Genomic DNA, 22,994 nt, shown 5'->3' with positions numbered 1-22,994 from the left:
GAGCATTGGAACCACCTGATCCCATCCCGAACTCAGCAGTGAAACGATGCATCGCCGATGGTAGTGTGGGGTTTCCCCATGTGAGAGTAGGTCATCGTCAAGATTAAATTCCGAAACCCCTATCTGCGTATGCAGGTAGGGGTTTTGTTTTTGCGCGCGAAAAAGCTGATTCTGCGATCAGGACAAATTTGCACAGTTATTTTCGAGACAGAACACTAGAATAGACCCTCAATTTCGGAGTCCGAGTCCTTTATGCCAGATCCGGTTGACGCCTCAGGGCTGTCAGATTTACCGCTGGAGCACTTGGTGGCCTGTCATGAGTGCGACTTGCTGATGCGCAAACCACAACTCGCCCAAGACGAAAAAGCCTTATGTCCACGCTGCGGCTACGAGCTTTATGCGCATCGGCATAATGTCGTCGAGCGCAGCCTCGCGCTGGTGATCGCCGCGTTACTGTTGTTCATTCCGGCGAACTTCTTGCCGATCATGCAGCTCAATATATTGGGCCAATCGGCCGAGGACACCGTCTGGACAGGCGTTATTGGCTTGTTCGAAACCGGGATGCAAAGTGTCGCGGTGGTCGTGTTCCTGTGCAGCATGGGGATCCCGCTGCTCAAGTTGCTCTGTCAGTTATTCGTATTATTAAGCATTCGCCTGGATATCGGGCGCAGCTATGGCCTACTGCTCTATCGCATTTATCACCACCTGCGCGACTGGGGAATGCTCGAGGTCTATTTGATGGGCGTGTTGGTGGCCATCGTCAAGCTGGCCGACCTTGCTTCCATCACGGTGGGCCTGGGATTGGTGTGCTTTATCAGTTTGTTGCTGGTCCAGGTGTGGCTGGAGGTCGTGATGTCACCGCACCAGATCTGGGAAGCTCTATCAGGAGAAGACGCTCATGCGGGCGATTGATGCGGGCATTCTGATCTGTGCTGAATGCCATCAGTTAAACCAACAGGAACCGGATACCGATGAGCAAACCTGCACCCGCTGTGGCGCACAGGTTCACGCCCGCCGGCCCAACAGCCTGGCGCGCACCTGGGCGCTGTTGATCACTGCGGCGATCCTCTACATCCCTGCCAACGTGCTGCCCATCATGACGGTCAATTCGTTGGGGCAGGGTGAAGGCGATACGATCATGTCCGGGGTGATTACCCTGGTCCAGCACGGGATGATTCCCATCGCCGCCGTGGTATTCGTCGCCAGCATCCTAGTGCCGACCTTCAAGCTGGTGGGGATCGCGCTATTGTTGTTTTCGGTCCAGCGCCGCCAGCCGCTGTCTGCGCGGCAACGCATCATGATGTACCGCTTCATCGAGTTCATTGGCCGCTGGTCCATGCTCGATATCTTCGTCATCGCCATCCTGGTGGCGGTGGTCAACTTTGGCCGGCTGGCCAGTATCGAGGCCAATCTCGGTGCGGTGGCCTTTGCCAGTGTGGTGATTTTGACAATGCTCGCTGCAGTAACTTTCGATCCCCGACTGATTTGGGATAACACGGAGTCGGACGACGACCATGACTGATTTGCCAAAAGCTAAAACTCGACCGGCGTCCAACTGGTCGGCCATCTGGGTGTTGCCCTTGATTGCCCTGGTGATTGGAGGCTGGCTGGGCTGGCGTGCCTACAACGAGACCGGGATTCAGGTTCAGGTTCGATTCGAAAGCGGCGAAGGCATCCAGGCCAACAAGACTGAAGTGGTCTACAAAGGCATGTCGGTCGGCAAGGTCAAGAACCTCACCCTTGATGATCAAGGCAAGAGCCGTGGGGTGATAGCCACGATCGAGATGAACAAGGACGTAGAGCAATACCTCAAGACCAGCACTCGCTTCTGGCTGGTCAAGCCAAGCGTGACCCTGGCCGGCATCACCGGACTGGAAACCCTGGTATCGGGTAACTACGTGGCGATCAGCCCAGGTGAAGGCGAGCCTACGCGCAAATTCAAGGCCCTTGCCCAGGAACCGCCGCTGTCGGACTCCAAGCCAGGCCTGCACCTGACCATCAAGGCCGATCGCCTGGGATCGCTGAACCGCGGCAGCCCGGTGTTCTACAAGCAGATCCAGGTTGGCCAGGTAAAAAGCTACCTGTTGTCCGAGGACCAGAGCACCGTCGAGATCAAGGTTTTCATCGAGCCGACCTACGCCAGCCTTGTGCGCAAACACACGCGTTTCTGGAATGCCAGCGGGATCAGCATCGATGCCAACCTGTCCGGGGTAAAAGTGCGCAGCGAGTCGCTGGCCAGTATCGTCGCCGGTGGTATCGCCTTCGCCACGCCGGAAAACCGCAAGGACAGTCCGCCGACCGATCCAAGTCTGCCGTTCCGACTGTACGAAGACTTCGATGCGGCTCAGGCCGGGATTCGGGTCAAGGTCAAACTCAGCGACTTCGAAGGCCTGCAGGCCGGTCGTACTCCGGTCATGTACAAGGGTATCCAGGTCGGCAATCTGAAAGCGTTGAAGGTCGACTCCGATCTGTCCAGCGCCACCGCGGAATTGACCCTCGATCCATTGGCTGAGGATTACCTGGTCGAAGGCACGCAGTTCTGGGTGGTCAAGCCGTCGATTTCGCTGGCCGGTATCACCGGGCTGGAGGCCTTGGTCAAGGGTAACTACATCGCCGTGCGTCCCGGTGACAAGGGCAGTGCGCCCAAGCGTGAATTCGAGGCACGGCCCAAGGCTCCGCCTCTGGATCTGCGCTCGCCGGGCCTGCACCTGGTGCTGTTCACCGATAACCTCGGTTCACTGGAGGTCGGCAGCCCGATCCTGTTCAAGCAGGTCAAGGTCGGGTCGGTGCAGAGCTATCAGTTCTCCCGGACCAAGAAGCAGTTGGTCATCGGTGTGCACATCGAGAAGGAATACGAAGGGCTGGTCAATGCTTCGACGCGCTTCTGGAATGCCAGCGGAATCACCCTGACCGGCGGACTGACCGGCGGAATCCAGGTCAAGAGCGAATCACTGCAGAGCCTGATGGCCGGCGGCATCGCCTTTGAAACGCCGGAAGCCAAGGCGCCGTTGCAAAAGCGCATCCCGCGTTTCCGCCTGTTTGCCAACCACGACGAGGCCACGCAAAAAGGTGCGATCGTCACGATCAAGCTTGATCGGGCTGACGGTCTGCACAGCGGCACGCCGATTCGCTACAAGGGCCTGGATGTCGGCAAGGTTGAAGACGTCGATCTCAGTGACGACTTGCAATCGGTACTGCTCACGGCGCGCATCACCGAAGTGCCGGAACGCATCGCGCGGGCGGGGAGTCAGTTCTGGGTGGTCAAGCCGGAATTGGGGCTGATCAAGACGTCCAATCTGGAGACCCTGGTCACCGGGCAGTACATCGAGGTGCAGCCGGCGCCGAAAAACCTCGGCCCGCAAAAGAACTTTGTGGCCCTGGCCAAGCCGCCGGAAGCCGAGGTGCAAGAGCCCGGGCTCAGCCTGACGTTGAGCGCTGCCCGACGTGGTTCGTTGAAGCCGGGCGTGCCAGTGACCTACCGCGAAATCACCGTGGGCAAGGTCACGGGCTACGAACTGGGGCAGACAGCGGATCGGGTGTTGATCCGCATTTTGATCGAACCGAAGTACGCGCCATTGGTGCGCAGCGGCTCACGCTTCTGGAACACCAGCGGTTTCGGCCTGGATTACAGCCTGTTCAAGGGCGCAACCGTACGCACCGAGTCCCTGGAAACCCTGATGCAGGGTGGTATCGCCTTTGCGACGCCGGACGGTGAGCGCATGGGCAATCCGGCGCGGCCCCAGCAGACCTTCCCGTTGTTCGACAAGTTCGAAGACGAATGGCTGCAGTGGGCACCGAAGATTTCCCTCGGTAAATAACGCCAGCAGCATGCAATAAAAAAGGCCGCGATCCCTGGATCGCGGCCTTTTTTTGACAGATGAACAGCGGATTACACCGCGTCCAACTCCGGCTCGTCCGCTTCAACGGCAACCGTCGGTTTCACCTCGTCATGCCGGCGAATGAACTTCCAGTCGGCCTCGTCGATGTAGATGCCGTTCGGTCCGCTGCCGCCTTCCAGGTCGATGGCGACGCTGGCGCAGACCTGTGGTTTGACACTGGCGAGGATCGGCACGAAGCCCAGTTGCAGACTGGTTTCCAGTAGCGCCGCCTGGTTCTTCTCGTCGATATCCGCCGCCTCGTCCAGGTAGTACGGCAAGCGCACGCGCCCGGCCTGGTCGCGGTCCATCAAGTGCAGCAACAGGTACATGTTGGTCAGCGCCTTGATGGTCATGGTGGTGCCGTTGGACGCGGCGCCATCGATGTCGGTGTGAATCACCGGCTGGCCGTTGACCTTGGTGATCTCGAACGCCAGCTCGAACAAGTCCTTGAGACCCAGCTGGTTGTGGTTCGCCGCCACCAGGCGCGCCAGGTATTCCTTGGCCTCTTCGTTCTTGTTGTCCTGTTCGGCACTTTGGCTCAGGTCGAACACCGAGAGGGTTTCGCCTTCCTCATATTGACCGGCGCTGTGGATGATCTGGTCGATATGCTTGAGCGCTTCCTTGTTCGGCGCCAGGACAATGCGGAAGCTTTGCAGGTTGGACACCTGGCGCTTGTTGATTTCGCGGTTGAACAGCGCCAGTTGGTGCTCGAGGCTGTCGTAGTCGCTGCGAATGTTGCGCAGCGTCCGCGCGATATCAGTGACTGCTGCACGTCGTGCCTTGCCCAGGGTCAGGGCTTCATCGGTACGGTGCGCATAGGCGTTGATCAGCAGCTGCAGGCGACGCTCCATATCGTCCTCGCTGTCGAACTTCGCGACGCCCTTGAGGCGCACCTGAGCGTACAACGCATCGATCTGGCCGTCGGCGCGCAACAGGCCCTGCCAACTGTCCTGATAGTCATTGAGCAAGGGCAGCAGGTTATCCATGGAGTCATCGATCGGGTCCATGAACGGCGTGCCGAAAGGCAGGTCGGCGGGCAGCAACTGCCGACGGCGCAGGGCGTCGTCGAGGGTGCGCTGCTTGGCTTCCATGTCGCCAATTTGCCGGCCCACCAACTGCAACTTGGCCGACAACTGCTGGACGCGTTCGGTGAAGGCGTCGCTGGAGCGTTTCAATTCATCCTGCGCGGCTTCCATCTGCGCCAGTTGTTCCAGCTTGTCGCCTTCTTCGGCGCTCAGGGTTTGCGCACGGCGGAAATCTTCCAGGGCTTTCTGCGCGTCCAGCACCTGCTGATACAGCGCTTCGGTCTGGGTCTTGCTGGCTGCGCGGTCGGCGGCCACGGCCTGCTGGGTCTTGAGTTGCTTGAGTTCTTTTTCCAGACGCTCCTTCTGATCGCGCAGGGCGGCGCGGTCAGCCAGGGCCTGCAGGGCAGGCGGCTCGATGTGGGAAATATCGATCGCCAGCCCCGGTACTTCGAAACGCTCGCTCTTGAAGCCATCGAGGATCAGCTCCAGGGATTTGACCCACTGCCCGTCCTCATCCAGGGTGATCCCGTGCTCGCCCAGCGGCAGGCTGAACAGGGCGCTGTTGAACAGGCGCATCAGGCGTTCGACGTCCTGCTGCGAGAATTCTTCACGCAGGCGCGCGTAGCTGTTGTTGTCGGCGTGATCGAGTTGTTGCTTGACCGACTTCAGGCGTTTTTCCAGCTCGCGAAGACGTTCATCCAGGTCTTCGGCGCTGAACTGCCGCGACTGGGCCAGGGCGCCGGCCAGTTCATCGTGGGCATCCTTGGCCGCCAGCAGTTGCGCCTCGAGGACCTTGACGTCCTCGACCAGGGCAAAACGATGCTTGAGCACCGACAGTTCGCCAAGCCAGCGCTGGATCCCGGTTATCTCGCGCTCCAGGCGCATCAGCTCCTGGGTGCCTCCACGCTGATCGTTTTGTAGCGCGTCCTGCTCGTTGCGGTAATGCTCGGCCTGGATCGTCAGCTCTTCCTTGCGGGCACTGGCGTAGTCCGACCAGGTGCCCAGCAGGGAATCGAGCAGTGGGGAAATACGGTGCAACTTGCCACGCAGGATGTTGCGCTGATTGACGCCGGCCGACAGGGCTTCGACCAGAGGACCGGCGGTGACCAGCGAGTTGTAGTCCTGCTCCATGCGTCGTACATCGCGGAAGGCTTCTTCGCATGCCGCGATGTAATCGACGCTACCGGAACGCAGGCTGTGCTCGAACGCATCGAGGAACAGCTGCTTAAGCTTGGCGGCGGTGATTTCGCGCATGTGCAGCAGGTTGATGAACAGCGCGCGGAAGGTCTTCAGGCTCTGTTCACTGGTGGAGCGCAGCGGGATCAGCGTCAGGTCCAGGGGAATCGAGGTATGCCCGCCCACCAGCAGGCGCCGCAGTTCATCGGGCTTGAGCTCGTAGGCTTTCAGGCCTTCGCGCTCGAGGTTGGTGAACAGTTCTTTCTGGCGCAGGCAGGTGTCGTTCTTCTGGTAGTGAGCCAGGTCGAGCTTGCCGGCGTAGGCGAAGAACTGGTGACCGAAGCCGCCACCTGGTCCTCGACCGACGACGCCTATCACGTGGGGGCCATGGGGTAGCGAGACTTCCACCAGGATGTAGCTGGTGTCGGAGGCAAAGTAGAAACGCCGCGATTGTTCCAGGCTGTACTTGCCGAAGCTCATGTCGGACATGCGCGCCAGAATCGGGAACTGCAAGGCGTTGATCGAAGCGGACTTGCCCAGGTTGTTGGCGCCGTACACCGACAGCGGCTCTTCCAGCGGAAACAGGCCAAGGCTGTAGCCGGCGGTATTCAGAAGGGCAAAGCGGCGGATGCCGTAACGTTCCTTGCTCATGCGTCGAGCTCCTGTTCTTCGGCAATGGCACGGGCCAGGGCGTCTTCTTCGCTTTCTTCGGAGAAGTCGCTCAAGTCCAGCGGGTCATCGGTGTGCAGCAGTTTTTCGTCGCTGTCGTCATCGATCAATACCGGCGTCGGCAGCGGCAGCACGCTGTGCAGGCTGGCGGCCAGGTCGCGGTCCTGTTGTACCGACAGGCAGACGTCGAGGAAGCGGTGCATCGGCGGCAGGAAACGGTACACACCATTCTCTTCGGCAGCAAAACCGAGTTGGGTCATGCGGCGCATGATCTTTTCTTCCAGCTCTTCCTGGGTCTGCACTTCGGCCTGGAGGAACAGGTCGCGGTATTTTTCCAGCAACGACGGCAGTTCATCGCGACCCAGGCTGCCGCCATCGAGCACGGCGATCGGGTCGCGGCCCTGATCGGCCAGGTGTTCGACGAGGATGAAGGTGAACAACGCCAGGCGCTGGGCGGTCTTGTTCACGGTCGCGGCGGCGAGGTCGGGGACGAAGTAATAGAAGCCGCGGGTATCGCACACCAGTTCGAAGCCCAGGGCACGGAACAGCGTGCGGTACTGGTCCTGGAAATTCGACAGCTGGGCGTACAACTCGGGATCGCGACGGCTGACGTGATAACCCTTGAACAGCTCGCGAAAGATCGGTGCCAGCTGAGACAGTTCGGAAAGATCAAGATGCATGAGGGGTGCTCGCAGAATTCTCGGTGGCGTCGCCGCCGGCCGAGAGCAGGGCGAAGGAGCGCAGGCTGACCTGGTGCTCGTGTGTGTGGTAGTCGCGACGTTCCAGGCGCTCGCGGGTGAAGCGTTTGTCCCGTGACAGGCGCGAGAACCAGTACAGCAATTCATCGGTGGCGCCGTCCGGTTCCTGCTCCAGCAGCCAGGTCATCAGGTCCGGCATCGGCAGGGCGTTTTCGCAGCGTTCGAGCATTTCGCGCACGGTGCGCGGCGCGCGCGGTGGCTCGCCGACCTGGGTCTTGTGGGCCTTGGGGAAGCGCGCCGGTTTCGGCTCGAAGCGCGCCAAGGCATAGACGTAGGCCTCGACCTGGCTGGCGCTACCAAGGAAGGTGCTTTGCGGGCGGGTGAACATCGGCATTGCCGCCTGGGGCACGGCGTCCAGGCCCTTGCGGCGGATCATCGACAGGGCCAGCGCCGCACCACGGGTCACGGCGTTGTGCCGGCGCGCCTCTTCACGCAGCGGCAGGAGCAGCTCGCGGGCATGGCGCAGGGTCAACTGGGCGCTGGTCTGCATTTCGAGGATGCGTGCGTGAGTGCGCAACAGCATGTCGTCGTCGACCAGGTGGCCGAGTCGCTGCTGCTCGGTGAGCATTTTCAGCAACACATTCTCGACCTTGCGTACGCCTTGCTCGAAGGCGCCGTCGGCGTTGACCAACTGGATCATCGGCTCGACATATTCGTCCCAGGTCGCCAGTACTTCGGCATAGCGCTGGCGCAGGGGGATCTGCCGGTCGCTGGTCTTGGCGCGCTCGGCGACCGCCACCAGGGCCTGCTCATCGTTGGCGAGTTTTTTCAGCACGTCGCGCACGCGCATGTCGAGCAAGCGCAGTTGCCGCGCCAGGTCGTTGCCATCGCGAATGTCGAAAGCGTCTTGTATATAGCCGGCCAGTCGCTCCAGGTGGCGCAGGTAGGCTTCGATTTCCAGGCACAGGCCCAAACGGTGCTCTCGCCGCAGGTAGGCCAGGAAGTCGTGGATCTGCGCGTTCAGTTCAAAGCGGTTCGGGCTCTTGGCCACCGGAACCAGAATGTCGAGGCGGATCCACACGTCCAGCAGGCTGGTGATGTCCTGTGGCGTGCTGTCCAGTTGCTGGGCGGCCAGTTGCGAGCGCAATTCGTTGAGGCTCAGGGTGCCTTGGTCGAAATGCTCACACAGTGGCTCCAGAAGTGCCCAGTGTTCGGCGAGGGCGCGCAAGACGCGCTTGGGTTCGATCATTGGATTGGCCGGCTGGTTGGCGATTAAAAGCAGCGATTGTACTGCATCGCGCGCGATGGCAATCATTCTCGGCGGATCGACGGGACGGACTGTCGTTTTTCTCCTCGCAACTGCGGGCGATCTTGCGCGAAGGGCGGTAGAATCCCCGCACTCTCAGTTATCCACAAGTGGCCGACCCTTGCTAATCGAGTCCCGTCGCCGCGCCTATCTGACCGCCATGCAGGTGGTCAACTGGCTGCCGCGTACCGAATTGCCCTTTGCCGCGCCGTCGCGGCCCGAGCTGCTGCAAGCGCTGGAGCCGGTGGTCGAGGCGCCGATCGCGCCGGTGCCGGTCGCCAATGCCCAGGCTGAACCGCCGGTCAGACCGAGCGAGCGGGTGAAAATCGAGGTGCCACGGCCGACGCCCGCAGCGGCGCGTCCGTCGAGCAAACCGCTCGAGGCCGCCGAGGCCGAGCCGGTGGTGGTCAAGGCGCCACAGATTCCGCCGCCGCGCTTTGCCCTGCAACTGCTGCGCGCCGGACGTTGCCTGGTGCTGGTGGAGCTGCCCACGGGGGAGGCCTTCCAGAGCCGCGACCCGGCCTACCTGCTGCTCAAGGACATGCTGCGCGCCGCCGGCCTGCCGGACAGTCCGCAAATCATCGGCGAGCCGGTGCGCTGGCCGCTGCTGGTACGTGGCGCCCTCGATCAGGGGCCCGAGGCGGCGCGGGATTTTGTCCAGGGCTTCCTTTCGGCCCGGTTGGAAGACGCGCCCTGTGCATGCCTGTGGTTGATTGGCCTGCCGGCGGTACGTTTCGCCGGCGAGGCGGGTGCCGAGTCCTACAATCGCGAACTCCAGGTCGAAGGCCTGGGAACGGCCTGGGCCTTGCCCGGGCTGGAACTGTTAATGGAAGAGCCACAGCGTAAGGCTGATGTCTGGCAAGCCATGCGTCGGCTGATGGCGCGCTGGAAAGAACCCAATGAGTGATGCTGTAACGTTCCGCCCGATGACCGAGGCGGACCTCGACGCTGTGCTGAAAATTGAATACGCGGCGTTCAGTCACCCCTGGACCCGTGGGATCTTTCTCGATGGCCTGGGTAAATATCAGATCTGGCTGATGTTCGAGGGCGAGCAACAGGTCGGCCACGGCGTGGTGCAGATCATTCTCGACGAAGCGCACCTGCTGAACATCACGGTCAAGCCGGAAAACCAGGGCCGTGGGCTCGGGCTGGCGCTGCTCGAGCACTTGATGTCGATTGCCTACAAGGCGGACGCCCGGGAATGCTTCCTCGAGGTTCGCGACAGCAACCGCGCGGCGTTCAGCCTGTACGAGCGTTATGGCTTCAACGAAATCGGTCGTCGTCGGGACTACTACCCGGCCGTCGGTGGGCGCGAAGATGCGGTGGTGATGGCCTGCACCCTGGTGGACTAGCCAGCGCTGCAATGACGAGGGCGTAACACCCTCGTCACGGTTTCAACGCTTGCGATCCAGCGGGTCGCGTCGCGCCAGTTCGGCTTCATCCAGCCCGTTACCGCCCCCGATCTCGCCTTCGTTTACAACGCTCAAGTCCCAATCGGCCGCATCGTCACCGCCGGTGTCATGAGCATCGCGTGCGCCGTCTTCACGAATCATGTTTCCCGGCGTGAGCTCGTCATCGCTGGCCTCCTCATCATCCGTATCGCCAGCATCGATATGACGCGCCGGCTTGCGCGGGGCAGGGTGCTGGCGCAGGTGCTCCGGCAACTCGTCGCCGATCAGCGAATTTTCTGGTTCTTCATCAAAGTTCAACTCATGCATCGAGCCCATGCGGTCTTCGTTGTCGTCGATGGGCTCGGGTTGTTCTGCGCCAAACGGACGTCGCGAATCAGTCATGGCAAATCCTCATAATGGGGGGCTTATAAGGTGGACAGGCGCTACCCTTGAAGATTCCCGGGCTTTTCCACCCTCGCTAATCGCACATTGCCACGTGACCTCGGCAGACGCTCGGCAGTCAAACCAGCGCATCATTCTTGAGGCTTCAGAACATGAACGAATTACAAGATCTGATTGATAACAACGAGCGCTGGGCTGATGCGATCAAGCAGGAAGACCCTGACTTCTTCGCCAAGCTGGCGCGTCAGCAGACGCCGGAGTACTTGTGGATCGGCTGTTCCGATGCGCGAGTGCCGGCCAACGAAATCGTCGGCATGTTGCCTGGCGATCTGTTCGTCCACCGTAATGTGGCCAACGTGGTGCTGCACACCGACCTGAACTGCCTGTCGGTAATTCAGTACGCGGTCGATGTGCTCAAGGTCAAACACATCCTGGTCACTGGCCACTATGGCTGTGGCGGCGTGCGCGCCTCGATGCAGGACCGTCAGTTTGGCCTGATCGATGGCTGGCTGCGCTCGATTCGCGATCTGTACTACGAGCACCGTGACGCCCTGGCGCAATTGCCAACGGAAGAAGAGCGGGTTGATCGCCTGTGTGAATTGAACGTGATCCAGCAGGTGGCCAACGTCGGTCATACCAGCATCGTGCAGAACGCCTGGCACCGTGGCCAGAAGCTGTCGGTTCACGGCTGCATCTACGGCATCAAGGACGGTCGCTGGAAAAGCCTCAACGCCACCATCAGCGGCGCCGAGCAATTGCCGCCGCAGTACCGCCTGCGTCCGGTCGACGCGCCCTAAACAGCCCCGGGTCCCTGGTCGCCAGGGACCTTGCGACGCCATCCCTGCAGATACAGCATGCCTTCTGCGCTGGGCGGTTCGTCGTAGCCGGTGATCCAGCCTCGGCAGCGGGGGGCGCCGCATTGGCAGGCGAACTGGCGCATCAATCTGGCTTCGGTGCTGGCGTAGTCCATGCACAGTGCAGTGCCTGGGCTGATGTCTTGCAGCGCCCACATCCAAAGCTCGCTCATGTCGAGAAACACGTTGGGGTCGCAGGCGTGGGGCAAGCGCCCGCACAGATAAGGATCGTAGACGTGAATGCCCGGCGCCAGTTGCACTGTGTGCAGTTGCCGGCGGTGCATCAACTGTCCGGAAATGCGGCACATGCGGGTGATGCGCGGGTAGTGACGCTGGGCCACCACGCCCAGCCCGGGTTGTTTGTTGCGACTGGTGACGGTGAAGTCCACCGGTGAGGGGTAGCCCTGTTCGGCGCTGAGGGCGGCAAACGGATAAATGCAGGTGTCCGGCAATGACCGGGCGTTGGCCTGGGGTTTCATAACTGTCCCTGTCTGGGCATGGCGGCGATTGCCGTGACGGGCCATCCTGTCAGCCCTGTCGCCATGTGAGTGCCACCCCAGCGTCGCGCAATTAATCTGCAGGGTCTACTGTCAGGTCTGACAGGTGCGGCCCTGCAGGTTGCTGCTCAAATGGCCTACGGCATCACCGGCGCCACATACGCCAGCGTCGTCCCCAGTGCCCACAGCAGAAACAGCACCAGCGGCGTGTGCACCAGCAACTGCACGAACGAAAAGCCGATCAGGTCCCGCGCCTTCAAGCCGAGCACCCCCAGCAACGGCAGCATGTAGAACGGGTTGATCAGGTTCGGCAAGGCTTCCGCCGCGTTATAGATTTGCACCGCCCAGCCCAGGTGATATTCCAGGTCATTGGCCACCTGCATCACGTAAGGTGCCTCGATGATCCACTTGCCACCGCCCGAGGGGATGAAGAAACCGAGGATGGCCGAGTACACGCCCATCAGCACGGCGTAGGTGTCGTGCGAGGCGAAGCTGACGAAGAAGGTGGAAATATGGTGGGCCAGGGTCTGGCCTTCGGCGCCCTTGACCACGGTCATCAGCGCGGCAATCGAACCGTATAGCGGAAACTGGATCATCACCCCGGTGGTGGTCGGCACCGCACGGGCCACGGCGTCGAGGAAGCTGCGCGGGCGCCAGTGCAGCAGCGCGCCGAGCATCAGGAACAGGAAGTTGTAGGTGTTCAGGCCCGAGATCGCGCTGATCGCCGGCTTGGTCGAGAACTCATGGAACAGCCAACCCGCCGCCAACAGCACCAGCAGGATGGTCAGCAGCGGGCTGTACTCCAGCCACTCGCCAGGTCGGGTGCGCGGCGCCAGCGCCGGCATGCTGAAGCTGGGGTCGACGCCGCAGGCCTTGGCGTCGCGCGCAGAGTTGGGGCCGGGCGCGGTGGCGTAGGCGACAATCAGCGAGACCACGATCAGGGCCAGCAGCAGGACGCCGGATTGCCAGAGGAAAATCGTCTCGGTGAACGGAATCACCCCGGTGATCGCCAGAATCGACGGCGGCAGGCTGGCCGGGTTGGCCTGCAATTGGGCCGCCGAGGACGACAGGCCCAGCGCCCAGACCGCACCCAGTCCCAGGTAGGCTGCAGCGCCGGCGGCACGGTAGTCCATGTGCAGATCGGTACGCCGGGCCAGTGCCCGCACCAGCAAGCCGCCAAACACCAGCGACAGGCCCCAGTTCAGCAGCGAGGCGACCATCGAGATCAATGCCACCCAGGCCACCGCCGAGCGGCCGTTCTTCGGAATGCGTGCCAGGCGGTCGATCAGCTTCACCGCCGGTGGCGAACTGGCGACCACATAGCCACCAATCACCACAAAGGCCATCTGCATGGTGAACGGGATCAGGCTCCAGAAGCCGTCACCAAAGGCCATGGCGGCATCGGTGGGCTTGGCGCCCATGGCCAGGGTGGCGAGCGCGACGATGATCACGGCGAGCGCGGCGAATACCCAGGAGTCGGGAAACCAGCGCTCGGCAAAGTTCGAACAGCGCAGGGCAAAGCGCGCGGAACGGCTGTCTGCAATTTCTACGGACACGTAAGTACCTCATTTTTATGTTTATTGTGGTGCCAACCGGGCCGCACGGACCGGGTCGGTCAGGCCTCAACCATAAAGCAATCCCGGGACATTTGCGGTTGTGTATCGAGAAATTGGGACTATGGTCTAACGGCTTGTCCGGGAGCCCTTTTGCGTAGACCATGGGCGCCGTGTTTTATCTCCAGTTTTCGAGCCTGCTTATGACTGCCACTGCCGATACTCGACCCACGCCATTCTCCCGGTCGGATTACAAGACCTTGAGCCTGGCGGCATTGGGCGGGGCCCTGGAAATCTACGACTTCATCATCTTCGTGTTTTTCGCCCTGACCCTCAGCCAGCTGTTCTTTCCGCCGGAAATGCCCGAGTGGCTGCGCCTGCTGCAGAGTTTCGGGATCTTCGTCACCGGTTACCTCGCCCGACCGCTGGGCGGGATCCTGATGGCGCACTTTGCCGACCGGTTGGGGCGCAAGAAGGTCTTCAGCTTGAGCATCCTGATGATGGCGCTGCCGTGCCTGCTCATCGGGATCATGCCGACCTACGCCCAGATTGGTTACTTCGCGCCTTTGCTGTTGCTGTTGCTGCGGGTGTTCCAGGGCGCCGCCGTCGGCGGTGAAGTGCCCAGCGCCTGGGCCTTCGTCGCCGAGCACGCGCCTGCCGGGCACCGTGGTTACGCTTTGGGTTTCCTGCAGGCCGGGCTGACCTTCGGTTACCTGATCGGCGCACTGACTGCGACCCTGCTGGCGCAGCTGTTCACCCCGGCGGAAATCCTCGATTACGCCTGGCGCTACCCGTTCCTGCTGGGCGGCGTGTTTGGCGTGATCGGCGTCTGGTTGCGCCGCTGGCTCAATGAAACCCCGGTGTTCATGGCCCTGCAGGCCAGCCGTGAGACTCACGTCGAATTGCCGCTGCGCACGGTACTGCGCGAGCACCGCCTGGCGATGCTGCCCGCGGCCATCCTCACCTGCGTCCTGACTTCGGCGGTGGTGACCTTCGTCGTCATCACCCCGACCATGATGCAGAAAACCTTCGGCATGACCGCCAGCCACACCTTCGCCCTCAGCAGTCTGGGCATCGTCTTTCTGAATATCGGTTGCGTGATTGCCGGCCTGATCGTCGACCGCATCGGTGCCTGGCGCACCGTCATGCTCTACAGCCTGCTGCTGCCGCTGGGGATCGGCGTGCTCTACGCCAGCCTGATCGGTGGGGGGCAGTGGGTGGCGCTGGCGTACGTGATCGCCGGCTTGTGTTGCGGGGTGGTGGGGGCGGTGCCGTCGGTGATGGTCAACCTGTTCCCGGCGCGGATTCGCGTCTCGGGCATCTCCTTCACCTACAACATCGCCTACGCGATCTGGGCCAGCATCACGCCGTTGCTGCTGATCGGCCTGATGCCCTGGAGCCCATGGATCTGCGTGATCTTCTGCGCAGTGATGGGCGCAGTGGGCATGGGCGCGGCGCTGTACTTCGGTGCGCGGCTGCCGCTGGCCAACCAGCAGACGGCCGCACCCTGCTGCTCTTGAGGGGCATCAGCCGGCCGGTTTGAGCGCGACAATCATGTCGACTTCGACCGCGGCGCCCTTGGGCAGTTGATACACCCCCACCGAGGTCCGCGTGTGCACGCCGGCCTCGGCGAACACCCCGTAAAGCACCTCCGAGGCGCCGTCGGCCACTTCGCTCTGCTGGGTGAAGTCTTCGGCGCTGCGCACATAGACATTGATCCGCAGAACCCGCTCGATGCTCTCCAGGTCGCCGAGCTGTTGGGTGAGAATGGCCAGGGCGCGCATCGTGCAAATCTTCGCCGCCAGCCGGCCCTGTTCCAGGGATACCTCGGCACCCACTCGGCCGACCACCATCACCGTATCGTCGATGCGCGGGATCTGCCCACTGATGTAGAGCTCGTTGCCGTTGCGTACCGCTGGCACGTAGTTGCCACCGATGCGCATCTCGCCGTCGAAGCGATGACCCAGTTGCTGGGCGAAACCCTCGAACAGCGTCTTGCGTGATTGATCCATGGGGTGTGTCTCCTGGGGTTGGGGGGCGCGCGCTGACTATAGCGCCAAGGGCAATTATTTTTCTTGTACAGGTCGACAATGTCCTTCAGAAAACTTGTACAAGGCCGATGGCGATGTATAGCGACGCACTCAACCCTGCCCATCGGTGTATCCCCCCATGTTCAATAAACGTTTGAAGCAGGAGCTGACCGCTCTTCGCGAGGAACTCTCCAGCCTGCAGCAAGTGAAGGAAAGCCTCGACAGCGAGATGCTGGTGCTCACCCTGGACCCGGATGGCAGGGTGCACTCGATCAATCCCAACTTCGCCCAGGAGATGCTCTACAAGGACAGCGAGTTGCTGGGGCGGCACATCGAGGACATCGTCCCGGCGCAGGTCAAGAACGATGAGTTTCACCTGCGCTTTCGCCATGCCTTGACTCGTGGCGAGCACTTCGCCGGTGCCGTACGCCTGCTGCGTGGCAACGGCCAGGAAGCCTGGCTGCGCTCGATCGCGCAACCGATACGGGCGGCGGACGGGCGGATCCGGCACATCTCGATTTATTCCAGTGACCTGACCCGTACCATCGAGTCCTCGCGCGAGCACGAGAACCTGATCGGCGCATTGGTTCGTTCCACGGCGGTGATCGAATTCGACCTTGGCGGCCATGTATTGAACGCCAACGAGCGTTTCCTCAATGGCATGGGGTATGGCCTGGCGCAGATCAAGGGCAAGCATCACCGGCAGTTCTGCGAGCCAGAGGAAGCCAACAGTGCCGGCTATCAGGCGTTCTGGCATCGGCTGAACCAGGGCGAGTATGTCGCCGATCGCTTCAAGCGCGTCGACAGCCAGGGCCGGGTGGTGTGGCTCGAGGCGTCCTACAACCCGGTGCACGATGCCAATGGCAAACTGTACAAAGTGGTCAAGTTCGCCACCGTGATCACCGAGCAGGTCAAGCAGGAACAGGCGGTCGCCGAGGCCGCGAACATTGCCTACAGCACGTCGTTGCAGACCGATAGCTGTGCGCAGCGTGGCACGGCGGTGGTGACCCAGGCCGTGGACGTGATGCGCGAACTGTCCCGGCATATGCAACAAGCCGGTGAGGGTATCGAGGCGCTGAACGAGCAGTCGCTGGTGATCGGCAGCATCGTCAAGACCATCAGCGCGATTGCCGAGCAGACCAACCTGCTGGCGCTCAACGCGGCCATCGAAGCGGCCCGGGCCGGCGAGCAGGGGCGCGGTTTTGCGGTGGTGGCGGACGAGGTGCGGCAACTGGCGTCGCGCACCAGCAAGGCCACCGAAGAAATCGTCGGCGTGGTGCGCCAGAACCAGGACATGGCGCGCGACGCGGTGGTCCTGATGACCGACGGCAAGCAGCAGGCCGAGCACGGGCTGGCGCTGGCGGCCGAGGCGGGCACGGTGATCGTCGAGATCCAGGATGGCGCGCAGAAGGTGGTGGATGCGATTGGCCAGTTCACCAGCCAGCTGTCGAGCTGAGGCGCATCCTGACGCGCCGCCAGGTGGTCAGGGGCAGGTCTTTGCGATAGCGTTACATTTTGTTTGATTGCGAGATGCACGCCTCATGAGCAGTTCCCATCGTCGTTCGGTTCCACTGTCCAAAGCCTATCGCCTGCTCAATCACGGGCCGACGGTGCTGGTCAGTGCCGCCCATGAGGGCAAGCGCAACATCATGGCTGCCGCCTGGGCGATGCCGCTGGACTTCGAGCCACCGAAGGTCGCCGTGGTACTCGATAAGTCCACCTGGACCCGCCAATTGCTGGAAGCGTCCGGTACCTTTGTGCTCAACGTGCCCTGTGCCGCCCAGGCCGATATCGTGCAGACCGTCGGCTCGACCAGCGGCGCGCAGCAGGACAAGTTTCAGGCCTATGACCTGCAAACCTTCGCCGGTGAGCAACTCGCGGCGCCAATGCTTGAGGGCTGTGTTGCCTGGTTGGAATGCAGGCTGCTGCCCGAGCCGCACAACCACCAGCAATACGACCTGTTTCTCGCTGAAGTGATCGCTGCGCAAGCCGACGAGCGGGTTTTCAGCGATGGCCGCTGGCACTTCGAAGGGCACGACGAGTTGCGCACCTTGCACCATGTGGCCGGCGGGCATTTCCTCACCATCGGTGAGCCCGTGACCGGCAAGCTGCTCGACGCTGAGTGAGTCAGCAAGTGGCGTGCAGGGTCAGATCCACTGATCATTCTGCGCCGTGCGCACGCCACCTTCAGCACCGGTATTGAGCACGCCCCGGGGTTCGATCAGCATCAGGCTGACTTCCTGCTCGGCAAAGGGTTTGTGCTCGACCCCCTTGGGCACCACGTACATCTCACCCGCATTCACCAGCACCTGGCCGTCGCGAAAATCGATACGCAACTGGCCTTCGAGGACGATGAAGGTCTCGTCGGTATCCTGGTGATCGTGCCAGATGAATTCCCCCAGCAGTTTCACCACCTTGAACTGGTAGTCGTTCATTTCGGCAATGACTCGCGGCGACCAGTGCTCGTTGAGTTGGTGCAGTTTGTCGTTGAGATTCAGGCTTCGATAGGCAGTCATGGCAAGGCTCGCTCGGGTGAATGACGAGCCCAGATTAGTCGCGGCGCCTGGGCATTTCTTGCACGATTGTGCGTCGCTCAGGCGCGGTGCATTTTCAGCCAGCGTGCCGGGGACAGGCCGTAGGTCTTGCCGAATTGCCGGGTCATGTGGCTCTGGTCGCTGAAGCCGGCGATCAGTGCGGCATTGCTCAGTGACTCGCCTTGCATCAGCAGGGCACGCACCAGGTCCAGACGGCGCATGGTCAGGTAGCGATAGGGGCTGGTGCCGAACAGCAGGCGAAAGTCACGGGACAGGCTCCAGCGGTCGCGGCCGCTGTGTTCGGCCAATTGATCCAGGGTCACGTTTTGATCGAGGGCGCCGTGAATCAATTCGCGGGCGCGCTCTGCCGCCAGATAGTCGAAGCGCTTGTGCCGCGACAGGTTGCCGGACACCAGGCTCATCGCCTGGGCGAGGTCGAACAGCGCGTCCTGCTGCTCCAGCGGTTCGAGTGGACGATCAATGCTGTGCAGCAATGCACCGGCGGCGGCGAACAGGCGTGGATCGCTGGAAATCCCGGTCTTGATGTAGGGCAGCGGCTGGCCGCCGAGCATCTGCTGGATCAGCGCCGGTTCGACGTAGAGCATCCGGTATTTGAAGCCTTCCTCGGTACCGGCTTCGCCATCGTGGGCCTCGTCCGGGTGCAGCACCATGGTGCTGCCCGGCTGGCTGTGGCGCCAGCTGCCGCGGTACTGAAAGCTTTGCACACCGGCCAGGGTGTGGCCGATGGCGTAGGTGTCGTGGCGGTGCAGTTCATAGCCGTGCCCGGCAAAAAACGCTTCGATACGCTCCAGCCCTGCAGTTTCAGGGGCGCGATGCAACCAGTCGGTGAGGGCAGGGGGCTTGTTCATGGAAAGTCTTCGTTGACGCCTTGAGTCATGGTTTACACGGTAACGTAGCGGCAGGCCGGCTGTCAGCCGGCCAACGGCTTGATTGATCTACGCAAGCTCGGGTAGAACGTGAGGCTGCATAGTGTCGAGCCGCAACAGGGATAGGGAGAGCCAAGCATGAGTGTCACCTTCAGAGCCGTACAGGCGCAGGACATTGCGCACATCTGCAGTTTTGCCCGCACCGAGGAAGAGCAGTTTTTCTTCTTCCCCGCCGCCACCTGGCCGTTGACCGAGGCGCAACTGCAGGCCTCGGTCGACAAACGCTCGGATTCGACGGTCATCGAACTCGACGGCGTGGTGGTGGGCTTCGCCAACTTCTACAAATGGGAGCAGGCGGGCACCTGCACCATCGGCAATGTGATCGTCGATCCGCAGACCCGAGGCAAGGGCATCGGCGCGCAGCTCATCAAGCAGATGATCGACATCGCGCGGACCCGCCATCAGGCCGGTGAAGTCACCTTGTCGTGTTTCAACAGCAATGTGGCGGGGCTGCTGCTCTACCCGAAACTGGGCTTTGTTCCCTATGCGGTCGAAGAGCGCCAGGATAAGCAGGGCCGGCGTCTGGCCCTGATTCATCTGCGCCTGGCGACCTGATCGCGATCAATCGCCGAGGGCTTCACCTTCACGCCGCGGATCGGCCCCACCAGCCCACGACGCCTTGCCCTGGGCATCACGCACGCGAACGATGGCCTGGGTGCCGCTGGTCATGTCGATCTCGTTGACCACGTGGCCCTTGTCCTTGAGTGCCTGGATCAACGCCGGGCTGAACTGGCCGCGCTCAAGCTCGGTAGGCCCGTTGCGGCTGCCGAAGTTGGGCAGGTTGATCGCTGCCTGTGGATCGAGTTGCCAGTCGAGCAGGCCGATTGCCGATTTGGCAACATACTCGATGATCTGCGAGCCGCCCGGCGAACCTAGAGTGGCGACCAGTTCGCCGCTTTGCCGATCGAAAATCAGCGTCGGTGCCATCGACGAACGCGGGCGTTTGCCAGGCTCGACCCGGTTGGCTACCGGCAGGCCATTTTCCCGGGCGATGAAGGAAAAGTCGGTCAGCTGATTGTTGAGCATGAAGCCCTGGACCATCAGGTGCGAACCGAAGGCGGCTTCCACGGTGGTGGTCATCGACACGGCGCCACCGAGGTCGTCCACCGCGACCACCTGGGACGTCGAGATGCGCAACGGCGAGCGATCCGCGGTATAGGCCACTTGAATCCCTGGTGGTGTGCCGGGTTGGGCGCTGCCCATGCTCCGTTCGCCGATCAGTGCGGCACGGCTGGCCAGGTAGGTGGGCGCCACCAGGCCGGCCAGCGGCACCGGAACGAAATCGCTGTCGGCGACGTACAGCGCGCGGTCGGCGTAGGCCAGGCGCTCGGCTTCGGCGATCAGGTGGACTGCCTCGGCGGGCGGCTCGATTCCGGCCGGTTTGTCCGTCTTCAGCGGCTTCATCGAGGCCAGGGCCAGGCGGTTGTCGCGTGCCTCCAGCGCCTGGAGAGTGCCGAGAATCTGCGCGACAGCGATCCCGCCCGACGAGGGCGGCGGCATGCCACACACCTGCCAGCGCTTGTAGTCGGTGCACAGCGGTGCGCGTTCCTTGGCCTGGTAGCCTTTGAGGTCGCTGAGGGACAGGCTGCCCGGGTTTTTGCTGCCTTGGACCTGGGCGACGATTTCTTCGGCAATCGGGCCTTGATAGAGCGCATCCGGTCCCTCTGTCGCAATGCGCTTGAGGACCTTGGCCAGCGGCGGATTCTGCAGCAGGGTTCCGACCGCTTTCGGGCTGCCATCGGCATTCAGGAAATACCTGGCCATTTCTGGCGAGCCTGGCAGTGCCGGATCGGTGGCGATCATGGTGTGCAGGCGTGGCGAAATGGCGAAGCCCTTTTCCGCGAGGGCGATGGCCGGCTCGAACAGGGATGCCCAGGGCAGGCGGCCATGTTGGCGATGGGCCATTTCCAGGGCGCGCAACACGCCGGGCGTGCCCACCGAGCGTCCGCCGATCTGCGCCTGGGTGAACGGCATCGGTTTGCCGTCGGCTTGCAGGAACAGCGTCTCGCTGGCGCCTGCCGGTGCAGTTTCGCGGCCGTCGTAGGTGCGCACGGCCTTGCCGTCCCAGAGCACGATCATCGCGCCGCCTCCGATCCCCGACGATTGCGGCTCGACCAGGGTCAACACCGCCTGCATGGCGATCGCCGCATCAATCGCCGAACCACCCTGGCGCAGCATCTCGCGTCCGGCGGCGGCCGCCAGTGGGTTGGCAGCGGCGGCCATGTGCCGGTTGGCCTGTTGGGTGCGCAGGTCGCTGCGATAGCCCGAGGCGACTTCCGGAGCCGTGGGCAGGGCGCTGACGGTCGAGGCGGGCGGGGCGTTACAGGCGACGAGCGCCAGTGTCCCGGCGATCAACGACAGGGCGCCGAGGCGATAGGTGTGCAGGAGAGAAGCAGGGAACACGTGGGCACTCCGTCCATGGGATAAAAGATTTGGCGACTGTATCGGCGTGAGGAGTGCGCCGCAACGCTGGCCTTTTGCGGTTGGCCTACGGATATGAGGTTTGAGTCCTTCATTCGCTGGGGAATTTTCTGTAGGGTCGCGAGGAGATGAACCCCACCCAAAACAACAAGAGGTCGATATGCCCAGCGTGTTTCCAGACCACCTCAATTTCGCCGATCAGCGTAAACAGTTCCTCAGCGCAGCCACTGCCGTGGGGGCCCGCCTGACTCACTATCCCCATCCGCTCAAGGGGCCCTTTGGCGAGGACCTGGGCACTGATGTGGCGGTGTTGGGAGATCCCGCGGCCAAACGCCTGCTGGTGCTGCTCAGCGGCACCCATGGCGTCGAGGGCTACTACGGCTCGCAGTGTCAGGCCAAATGGCTCAGTGCGCTGGCCGAGAGCTCTGCGCTGCCTGAGGACGTGGCGCTGGTGGTGATTCACCTGATCAACCCGTGGGGGACGGCATGGCTGCGTCGGGTCAACGAAGACAACATCGACCTTAACCGCAATCAGCTGAATTTTTCCGCAGCGCTCCCGGACAATCAGGCCTATGCCGCGCTGCACGGCATCTACGATTTTGCCGAGTTGCGCGGGCCCCAGCGCCAGCGCGCCGATGCCCTGCTTGCCGAGCAGTTGCAGGCGCAGGGCTGGCCGGCGGTGATGTCGATTGTCGAGGGCGGCCAGCACAGTCATCCGGACGGCTTTTTTTACGGCGGCCTCGAGGCGAGCTGGTCGAACCGCACGCTGCACCGGATCATCGACACTCATCTGGCGCATGCCGAAGTCGCGATGTGCTTCGATCTGCACACCGGGGCCGGCGAATACGGCCACCCGATGCTGCTGACCGTCAGCCAGGCGGCGTATCCGGCTCTGGCCCAGGCCCAGGCGCTTTTCGGTCCGTGGTTGTACACCGTGCAGACCGGTACTGCGCAGCACAGCGAAACCGGGATCGCCGCCTCAGCCACCGGCTACACCTCGCAGGCGCTGCTCGATGCACTGCCACAGACGCGTCTGATGCCGTTTGTCATCGAGTGCGGGACCTATCCCACGCAAGCGGTGCATGAGCATCTGCGCGACGATCACTGGCTGCACCTGCATGGCGATCCGTTGGACGAGGTGGGGCGCGAGATCAAGCTTGGGCTGCTGGAGCAGTTCTATCCGGCGGACCCGGACTGGCAGGAAATGGTCTGGGTGCGTACCCGGCAGATCTGGGACAAGGCATTGGCGGCATTGCCCACGCTTTGATCCTGCCTGGCGAGAGACTTTTCGCCAGGCATAAAAAAACGGCCTACCTTGCGGTAAGCCGTTTTTAGTACTTGGTGGCTACACAGGGACTTGAACCCCGGACCCCAGCATTATGAATGCTATGCTCTAACCAACTGAGCTATGTAGCCAAGTGGTGCGCATTATCGGCATGAGACGATGATGTGTCAAGCATGAATCTAAAATATTTCTCTACACTTTCAACTGCTTACCCTCAAACCCCGATAAAAACCGATTTTTTGCGTGCGCAGCCGACGAATGCCCTGTCCGGAATGATCCGGAAAAGTAGTTAGCAGGCTAAGGGGATGGCCTTTGCCCAGGGAAAAAT

At 62.1% G+C, this 22,994-nt stretch carries 21 protein-coding genes, 1 tRNA gene, 1 rRNA gene and 1 pseudogene; 13 read left to right on the top strand and 11 right to left on the bottom strand.

Annotated elements, in window-relative coordinates:
* The 4 genes from rrf to ACZYR5_RS04130 form a co-directional block, all read left to right on the top strand.
* A 5S ribosomal RNA gene (rrf, locus tag ACZYR5_RS04145) occupies window positions 1-103 on the top strand; the annotation flags it as partial.
* A gap of 149 nt (window positions 104-252) precedes the next feature.
* The gene (locus ACZYR5_RS04140; protein WP_489087791.1) at window positions 253-912 is read left to right on the top strand and encodes a paraquat-inducible protein A; all 660 of its coding nucleotides are present in this window, start codon (window positions 253-255) and stop codon (window positions 910-912) included.
* Window positions 899-1,522: a paraquat-inducible protein A gene (locus tag ACZYR5_RS04135; protein ID WP_489087792.1), complete on the top strand. Its 624-nt coding sequence runs from the start codon at window positions 899-901 to the stop codon at window positions 1,520-1,522. The genes ACZYR5_RS04140 and ACZYR5_RS04135 overlap by 14 nt, the downstream gene beginning before the upstream one ends.
* Window positions 1,515-3,818, top strand: a complete 2,304-nt coding sequence (locus tag ACZYR5_RS04130) for a PqiB family protein (RefSeq protein ID WP_489087793.1) — start codon at window positions 1,515-1,517, stop codon at window positions 3,816-3,818. Before ACZYR5_RS04135 ends, ACZYR5_RS04130 begins: the two co-directional genes overlap by 8 nt.
* Before the next feature lie 71 nt (window positions 3,819-3,889).
* Here ACZYR5_RS04130 and mksF read toward each other — a convergent pair whose 3' ends face one another.
* Genes mksF through mksB form a run of 3 tightly spaced genes read right to left on the bottom strand, consistent with a single transcriptional unit; the run spans window position 3,890 to window position 8,695 of the window.
* On the bottom strand, window positions 3,890-6,730 hold the full coding sequence (gene mksF / locus ACZYR5_RS04125) for an Mks condensin complex protein MksF (RefSeq protein ID WP_489087794.1): 2,841 nt from the start codon (window positions 6,728-6,730) through the stop codon (window positions 3,890-3,892).
* Window positions 6,727-7,428 (bottom strand): Mks condensin complex protein MksE, encoded by a 702-nt coding sequence (mksE, locus tag ACZYR5_RS04120; protein WP_027619461.1) that lies wholly within the window; start codon window positions 7,426-7,428, stop codon window positions 6,727-6,729. The genes mksF and mksE overlap by 4 nt, the downstream gene beginning before the upstream one ends.
* Window positions 7,418-8,695 carry an Mks condensin complex protein MksB gene (gene mksB / locus ACZYR5_RS04115; protein WP_489088466.1) on the bottom strand — a complete coding sequence of 426 codons (1,278 nt, stop codon included), beginning with the start codon at window positions 8,693-8,695 and terminating at the stop codon, window positions 7,418-7,420. The genes mksE and mksB overlap by 11 nt, the downstream gene beginning before the upstream one ends.
* 217 nt (window positions 8,696-8,912) lie before the next feature.
* On the opposite strand from mksB, the gene ACZYR5_RS04110 reads away from it, so the two are divergent.
* A complete protein-coding gene (locus tag ACZYR5_RS04110; RefSeq protein WP_489088467.1) occupies window positions 8,913-9,659 on the top strand; it encodes an energy transducer TonB in 747 nt (248 codons plus the stop codon).
* Window positions 9,652-10,104 carry a ribosomal protein S18-alanine N-acetyltransferase gene (gene rimI, locus ACZYR5_RS04105; RefSeq protein WP_027619464.1) on the top strand — a complete coding sequence of 151 codons (453 nt, stop codon included), beginning with the start codon at window positions 9,652-9,654 and terminating at the stop codon, window positions 10,102-10,104. The genes ACZYR5_RS04110 and rimI overlap by 8 nt, the downstream gene beginning before the upstream one ends.
* Window positions 10,105-10,146: 42 nt before the next feature.
* On the opposite strand, the gene ACZYR5_RS04100 is transcribed toward rimI, so the two are convergent.
* A complete protein-coding gene (locus tag ACZYR5_RS04100) occupies window positions 10,147-10,545 on the bottom strand; it encodes a serine kinase/phosphatase (protein ID WP_489087795.1) in 399 nt (132 codons plus the stop codon).
* A gap of 152 nt (window positions 10,546-10,697) precedes the next feature.
* Between ACZYR5_RS04100 and can the strand changes: the two genes are divergently transcribed.
* The gene (can, locus tag ACZYR5_RS04095; RefSeq protein ID WP_027619466.1) at window positions 10,698-11,342 is read left to right on the top strand and encodes a carbonate dehydratase; all 645 of its coding nucleotides are present in this window, start codon (window positions 10,698-10,700) and stop codon (window positions 11,340-11,342) included.
* Here the strand turns inward: can and ACZYR5_RS04090 are convergent.
* Window positions 11,339-11,878, bottom strand: coding sequence for an SET domain-containing protein (locus tag ACZYR5_RS04090; protein WP_489087796.1), 540 nt, complete (start codon window positions 11,876-11,878; stop codon window positions 11,339-11,341). The two genes, can and ACZYR5_RS04090, sit on opposite strands and share 4 nt — an antisense overlap.
* 155 nt (window positions 11,879-12,033) lie before the next feature.
* Complete coding sequence (locus ACZYR5_RS04085) at window positions 12,034-13,452, bottom strand: short-chain fatty acid transporter (RefSeq protein ID WP_489087797.1); 1,419 nt, start codon at window positions 13,450-13,452, stop codon at window positions 12,034-12,036.
* A gap of 200 nt (window positions 13,453-13,652) precedes the next feature.
* On the opposite strand from ACZYR5_RS04085, the gene ACZYR5_RS04080 reads away from it, so the two are divergent.
* Complete coding sequence (locus ACZYR5_RS04080) at window positions 13,653-14,969, top strand: MFS transporter (RefSeq protein ID WP_489087798.1); 1,317 nt, start codon at window positions 13,653-13,655, stop codon at window positions 14,967-14,969.
* 6 nt (window positions 14,970-14,975) lie between these two features.
* Here ACZYR5_RS04080 and ACZYR5_RS04075 read toward each other — a convergent pair whose 3' ends face one another.
* On the bottom strand, window positions 14,976-15,461 hold the full coding sequence (locus tag ACZYR5_RS04075) for a RidA family protein (protein ID WP_489087799.1): 486 nt from the start codon (window positions 15,459-15,461) through the stop codon (window positions 14,976-14,978).
* Between the two features lie 157 nt (window positions 15,462-15,618).
* Here ACZYR5_RS04075 and ACZYR5_RS04070 point away from each other — a divergent pair.
* From ACZYR5_RS04070 to ACZYR5_RS04060, 3 genes and pseudogenes are all read left to right on the top strand, one after another.
* Window positions 15,619-16,347, top strand: a pseudogene (locus tag ACZYR5_RS04070) (PAS domain-containing protein); the annotation flags it as partial.
* A gap of 156 nt (window positions 16,348-16,503) precedes the next feature.
* The gene (locus ACZYR5_RS04065; RefSeq protein WP_489095155.1) at window positions 16,504-16,935 is read left to right on the top strand and encodes a methyl-accepting chemotaxis protein; all 432 of its coding nucleotides are present in this window, start codon (window positions 16,504-16,506) and stop codon (window positions 16,933-16,935) included.
* 85 nt (window positions 16,936-17,020) lie between these two features.
* Complete coding sequence (locus ACZYR5_RS04060) at window positions 17,021-17,605, top strand: flavin reductase family protein (protein WP_489087800.1); 585 nt, start codon at window positions 17,021-17,023, stop codon at window positions 17,603-17,605.
* Between the two features lie 21 nt (window positions 17,606-17,626).
* Here the strand turns inward: ACZYR5_RS04060 and ACZYR5_RS04055 are convergent, their stop codons facing one another.
* Both ACZYR5_RS04055 and ACZYR5_RS04050 read right to left on the bottom strand, forming a co-directional pair.
* On the bottom strand, window positions 17,627-17,995 hold the full coding sequence (locus ACZYR5_RS04055; RefSeq protein WP_489087801.1) for a cupin domain-containing protein: 369 nt from the start codon (window positions 17,993-17,995) through the stop codon (window positions 17,627-17,629).
* A gap of 77 nt (window positions 17,996-18,072) precedes the next feature.
* Entirely contained in the window at window positions 18,073-18,882 is an 810-nt protein-coding gene (locus ACZYR5_RS04050; RefSeq protein WP_489087802.1) for an AraC family transcriptional regulator, read from the bottom strand.
* Between the two features lie 156 nt (window positions 18,883-19,038).
* Here ACZYR5_RS04050 and ACZYR5_RS04045 point away from each other — a divergent pair, with 156 nt between their 5' ends.
* Window positions 19,039-19,515: a GNAT family N-acetyltransferase gene (locus ACZYR5_RS04045; protein WP_489087803.1), complete on the top strand. Its 477-nt coding sequence runs from the start codon at window positions 19,039-19,041 to the stop codon at window positions 19,513-19,515.
* Between the two features lie 6 nt (window positions 19,516-19,521).
* Here the strand turns inward: ACZYR5_RS04045 and ggt are convergent, their stop codons facing one another.
* A complete protein-coding gene (gene ggt / locus ACZYR5_RS04040) occupies window positions 19,522-21,363 on the bottom strand; it encodes a gamma-glutamyltransferase (RefSeq protein ID WP_489087804.1) in 1,842 nt (613 codons plus the stop codon).
* Between the two features lie 178 nt (window positions 21,364-21,541).
* Here ggt and ACZYR5_RS04035 point away from each other — a divergent pair, with 178 nt between their 5' ends.
* Window positions 21,542-22,648, top strand: a complete 1,107-nt coding sequence (locus ACZYR5_RS04035) for a DUF2817 domain-containing protein (RefSeq protein WP_489087805.1) — start codon at window positions 21,542-21,544, stop codon at window positions 22,646-22,648.
* 72 nt (window positions 22,649-22,720) lie between these two features.
* Here ACZYR5_RS04035 and ACZYR5_RS04030 read toward each other — a convergent pair.
* Window positions 22,721-22,797: transfer RNA gene (locus tag ACZYR5_RS04030), tRNA-Met, on the bottom strand.
* Window positions 22,798-22,994: the final 197 nt, after the last annotated feature.

Source organism: Pseudomonas sp. F007, assembly GCF_057814275.1.
The sequence above is the reverse complement of the archived record's forward strand: the minus strand, read 5'-3'. Positions and strand labels throughout refer to the sequence as shown.

What these genes read in the sequence shown, in the direction of transcription:
- ACZYR5_RS04140 (WP_489087791.1), top strand. Translation starts at nt 253, where the DNA reads ATGCCAGATCCGGTTGACGCCTCAGGGCTGTCAGATTTACCGCTGGAG.
- ACZYR5_RS04135 (WP_489087792.1), top strand. Translation starts at nt 899, where the DNA reads ATGCGGGCGATTGATGCGGGCATTCTGATCTGTGCTGAATGCCATCAG.
- ACZYR5_RS04130 (WP_489087793.1), top strand. Translation starts at nt 1,515, where the DNA reads ATGACTGATTTGCCAAAAGCTAAAACTCGACCGGCGTCCAACTGGTCG.
- mksF (WP_489087794.1), bottom strand. Translation starts at nt 6,730, where the DNA reads ATGAGCAAGGAACGTTACGGCATCCGCCGCTTTGCCCTTCTGAATACC.
- mksE (WP_027619461.1), bottom strand. Translation starts at nt 7,428, where the DNA reads ATGCATCTTGATCTTTCCGAACTGTCTCAGCTGGCACCGATCTTTCGC.
- mksB (WP_489088466.1), bottom strand. Translation starts at nt 8,695, where the DNA reads ATGATCGAACCCAAGCGCGTCTTGCGCGCCCTCGCCGAACACTGGGCA.
- ACZYR5_RS04110 (WP_489088467.1), top strand. Translation starts at nt 8,913, where the DNA reads ATGCAGGTGGTCAACTGGCTGCCGCGTACCGAATTGCCCTTTGCCGCG.
- rimI (WP_027619464.1), top strand. Translation starts at nt 9,652, where the DNA reads ATGAGTGATGCTGTAACGTTCCGCCCGATGACCGAGGCGGACCTCGAC.
- ACZYR5_RS04100 (WP_489087795.1), bottom strand. Translation starts at nt 10,545, where the DNA reads ATGACTGATTCGCGACGTCCGTTTGGCGCAGAACAACCCGAGCCCATC.
- can (WP_027619466.1), top strand. Translation starts at nt 10,698, where the DNA reads ATGAACGAATTACAAGATCTGATTGATAACAACGAGCGCTGGGCTGAT.
- ACZYR5_RS04090 (WP_489087796.1), bottom strand. Translation starts at nt 11,878, where the DNA reads ATGAAACCCCAGGCCAACGCCCGGTCATTGCCGGACACCTGCATTTAT.
- ACZYR5_RS04080 (WP_489087798.1), top strand. Translation starts at nt 13,653, where the DNA reads ATGACTGCCACTGCCGATACTCGACCCACGCCATTCTCCCGGTCGGAT.
- ACZYR5_RS04075 (WP_489087799.1), bottom strand. Translation starts at nt 15,461, where the DNA reads ATGGATCAATCACGCAAGACGCTGTTCGAGGGTTTCGCCCAGCAACTG.
- ACZYR5_RS04065 (WP_489095155.1), top strand. Translation starts at nt 16,504, where the DNA reads ATGCGCGAACTGTCCCGGCATATGCAACAAGCCGGTGAGGGTATCGAG.
- ACZYR5_RS04060 (WP_489087800.1), top strand. Translation starts at nt 17,021, where the DNA reads ATGAGCAGTTCCCATCGTCGTTCGGTTCCACTGTCCAAAGCCTATCGC.
- ACZYR5_RS04055 (WP_489087801.1), bottom strand. Translation starts at nt 17,995, where the DNA reads ATGACTGCCTATCGAAGCCTGAATCTCAACGACAAACTGCACCAACTC.
- ACZYR5_RS04050 (WP_489087802.1), bottom strand. Translation starts at nt 18,882, where the DNA reads ATGAACAAGCCCCCTGCCCTCACCGACTGGTTGCATCGCGCCCCTGAA.
- ACZYR5_RS04045 (WP_489087803.1), top strand. Translation starts at nt 19,039, where the DNA reads ATGAGTGTCACCTTCAGAGCCGTACAGGCGCAGGACATTGCGCACATC.
- ACZYR5_RS04035 (WP_489087805.1), top strand. Translation starts at nt 21,542, where the DNA reads ATGCCCAGCGTGTTTCCAGACCACCTCAATTTCGCCGATCAGCGTAAA.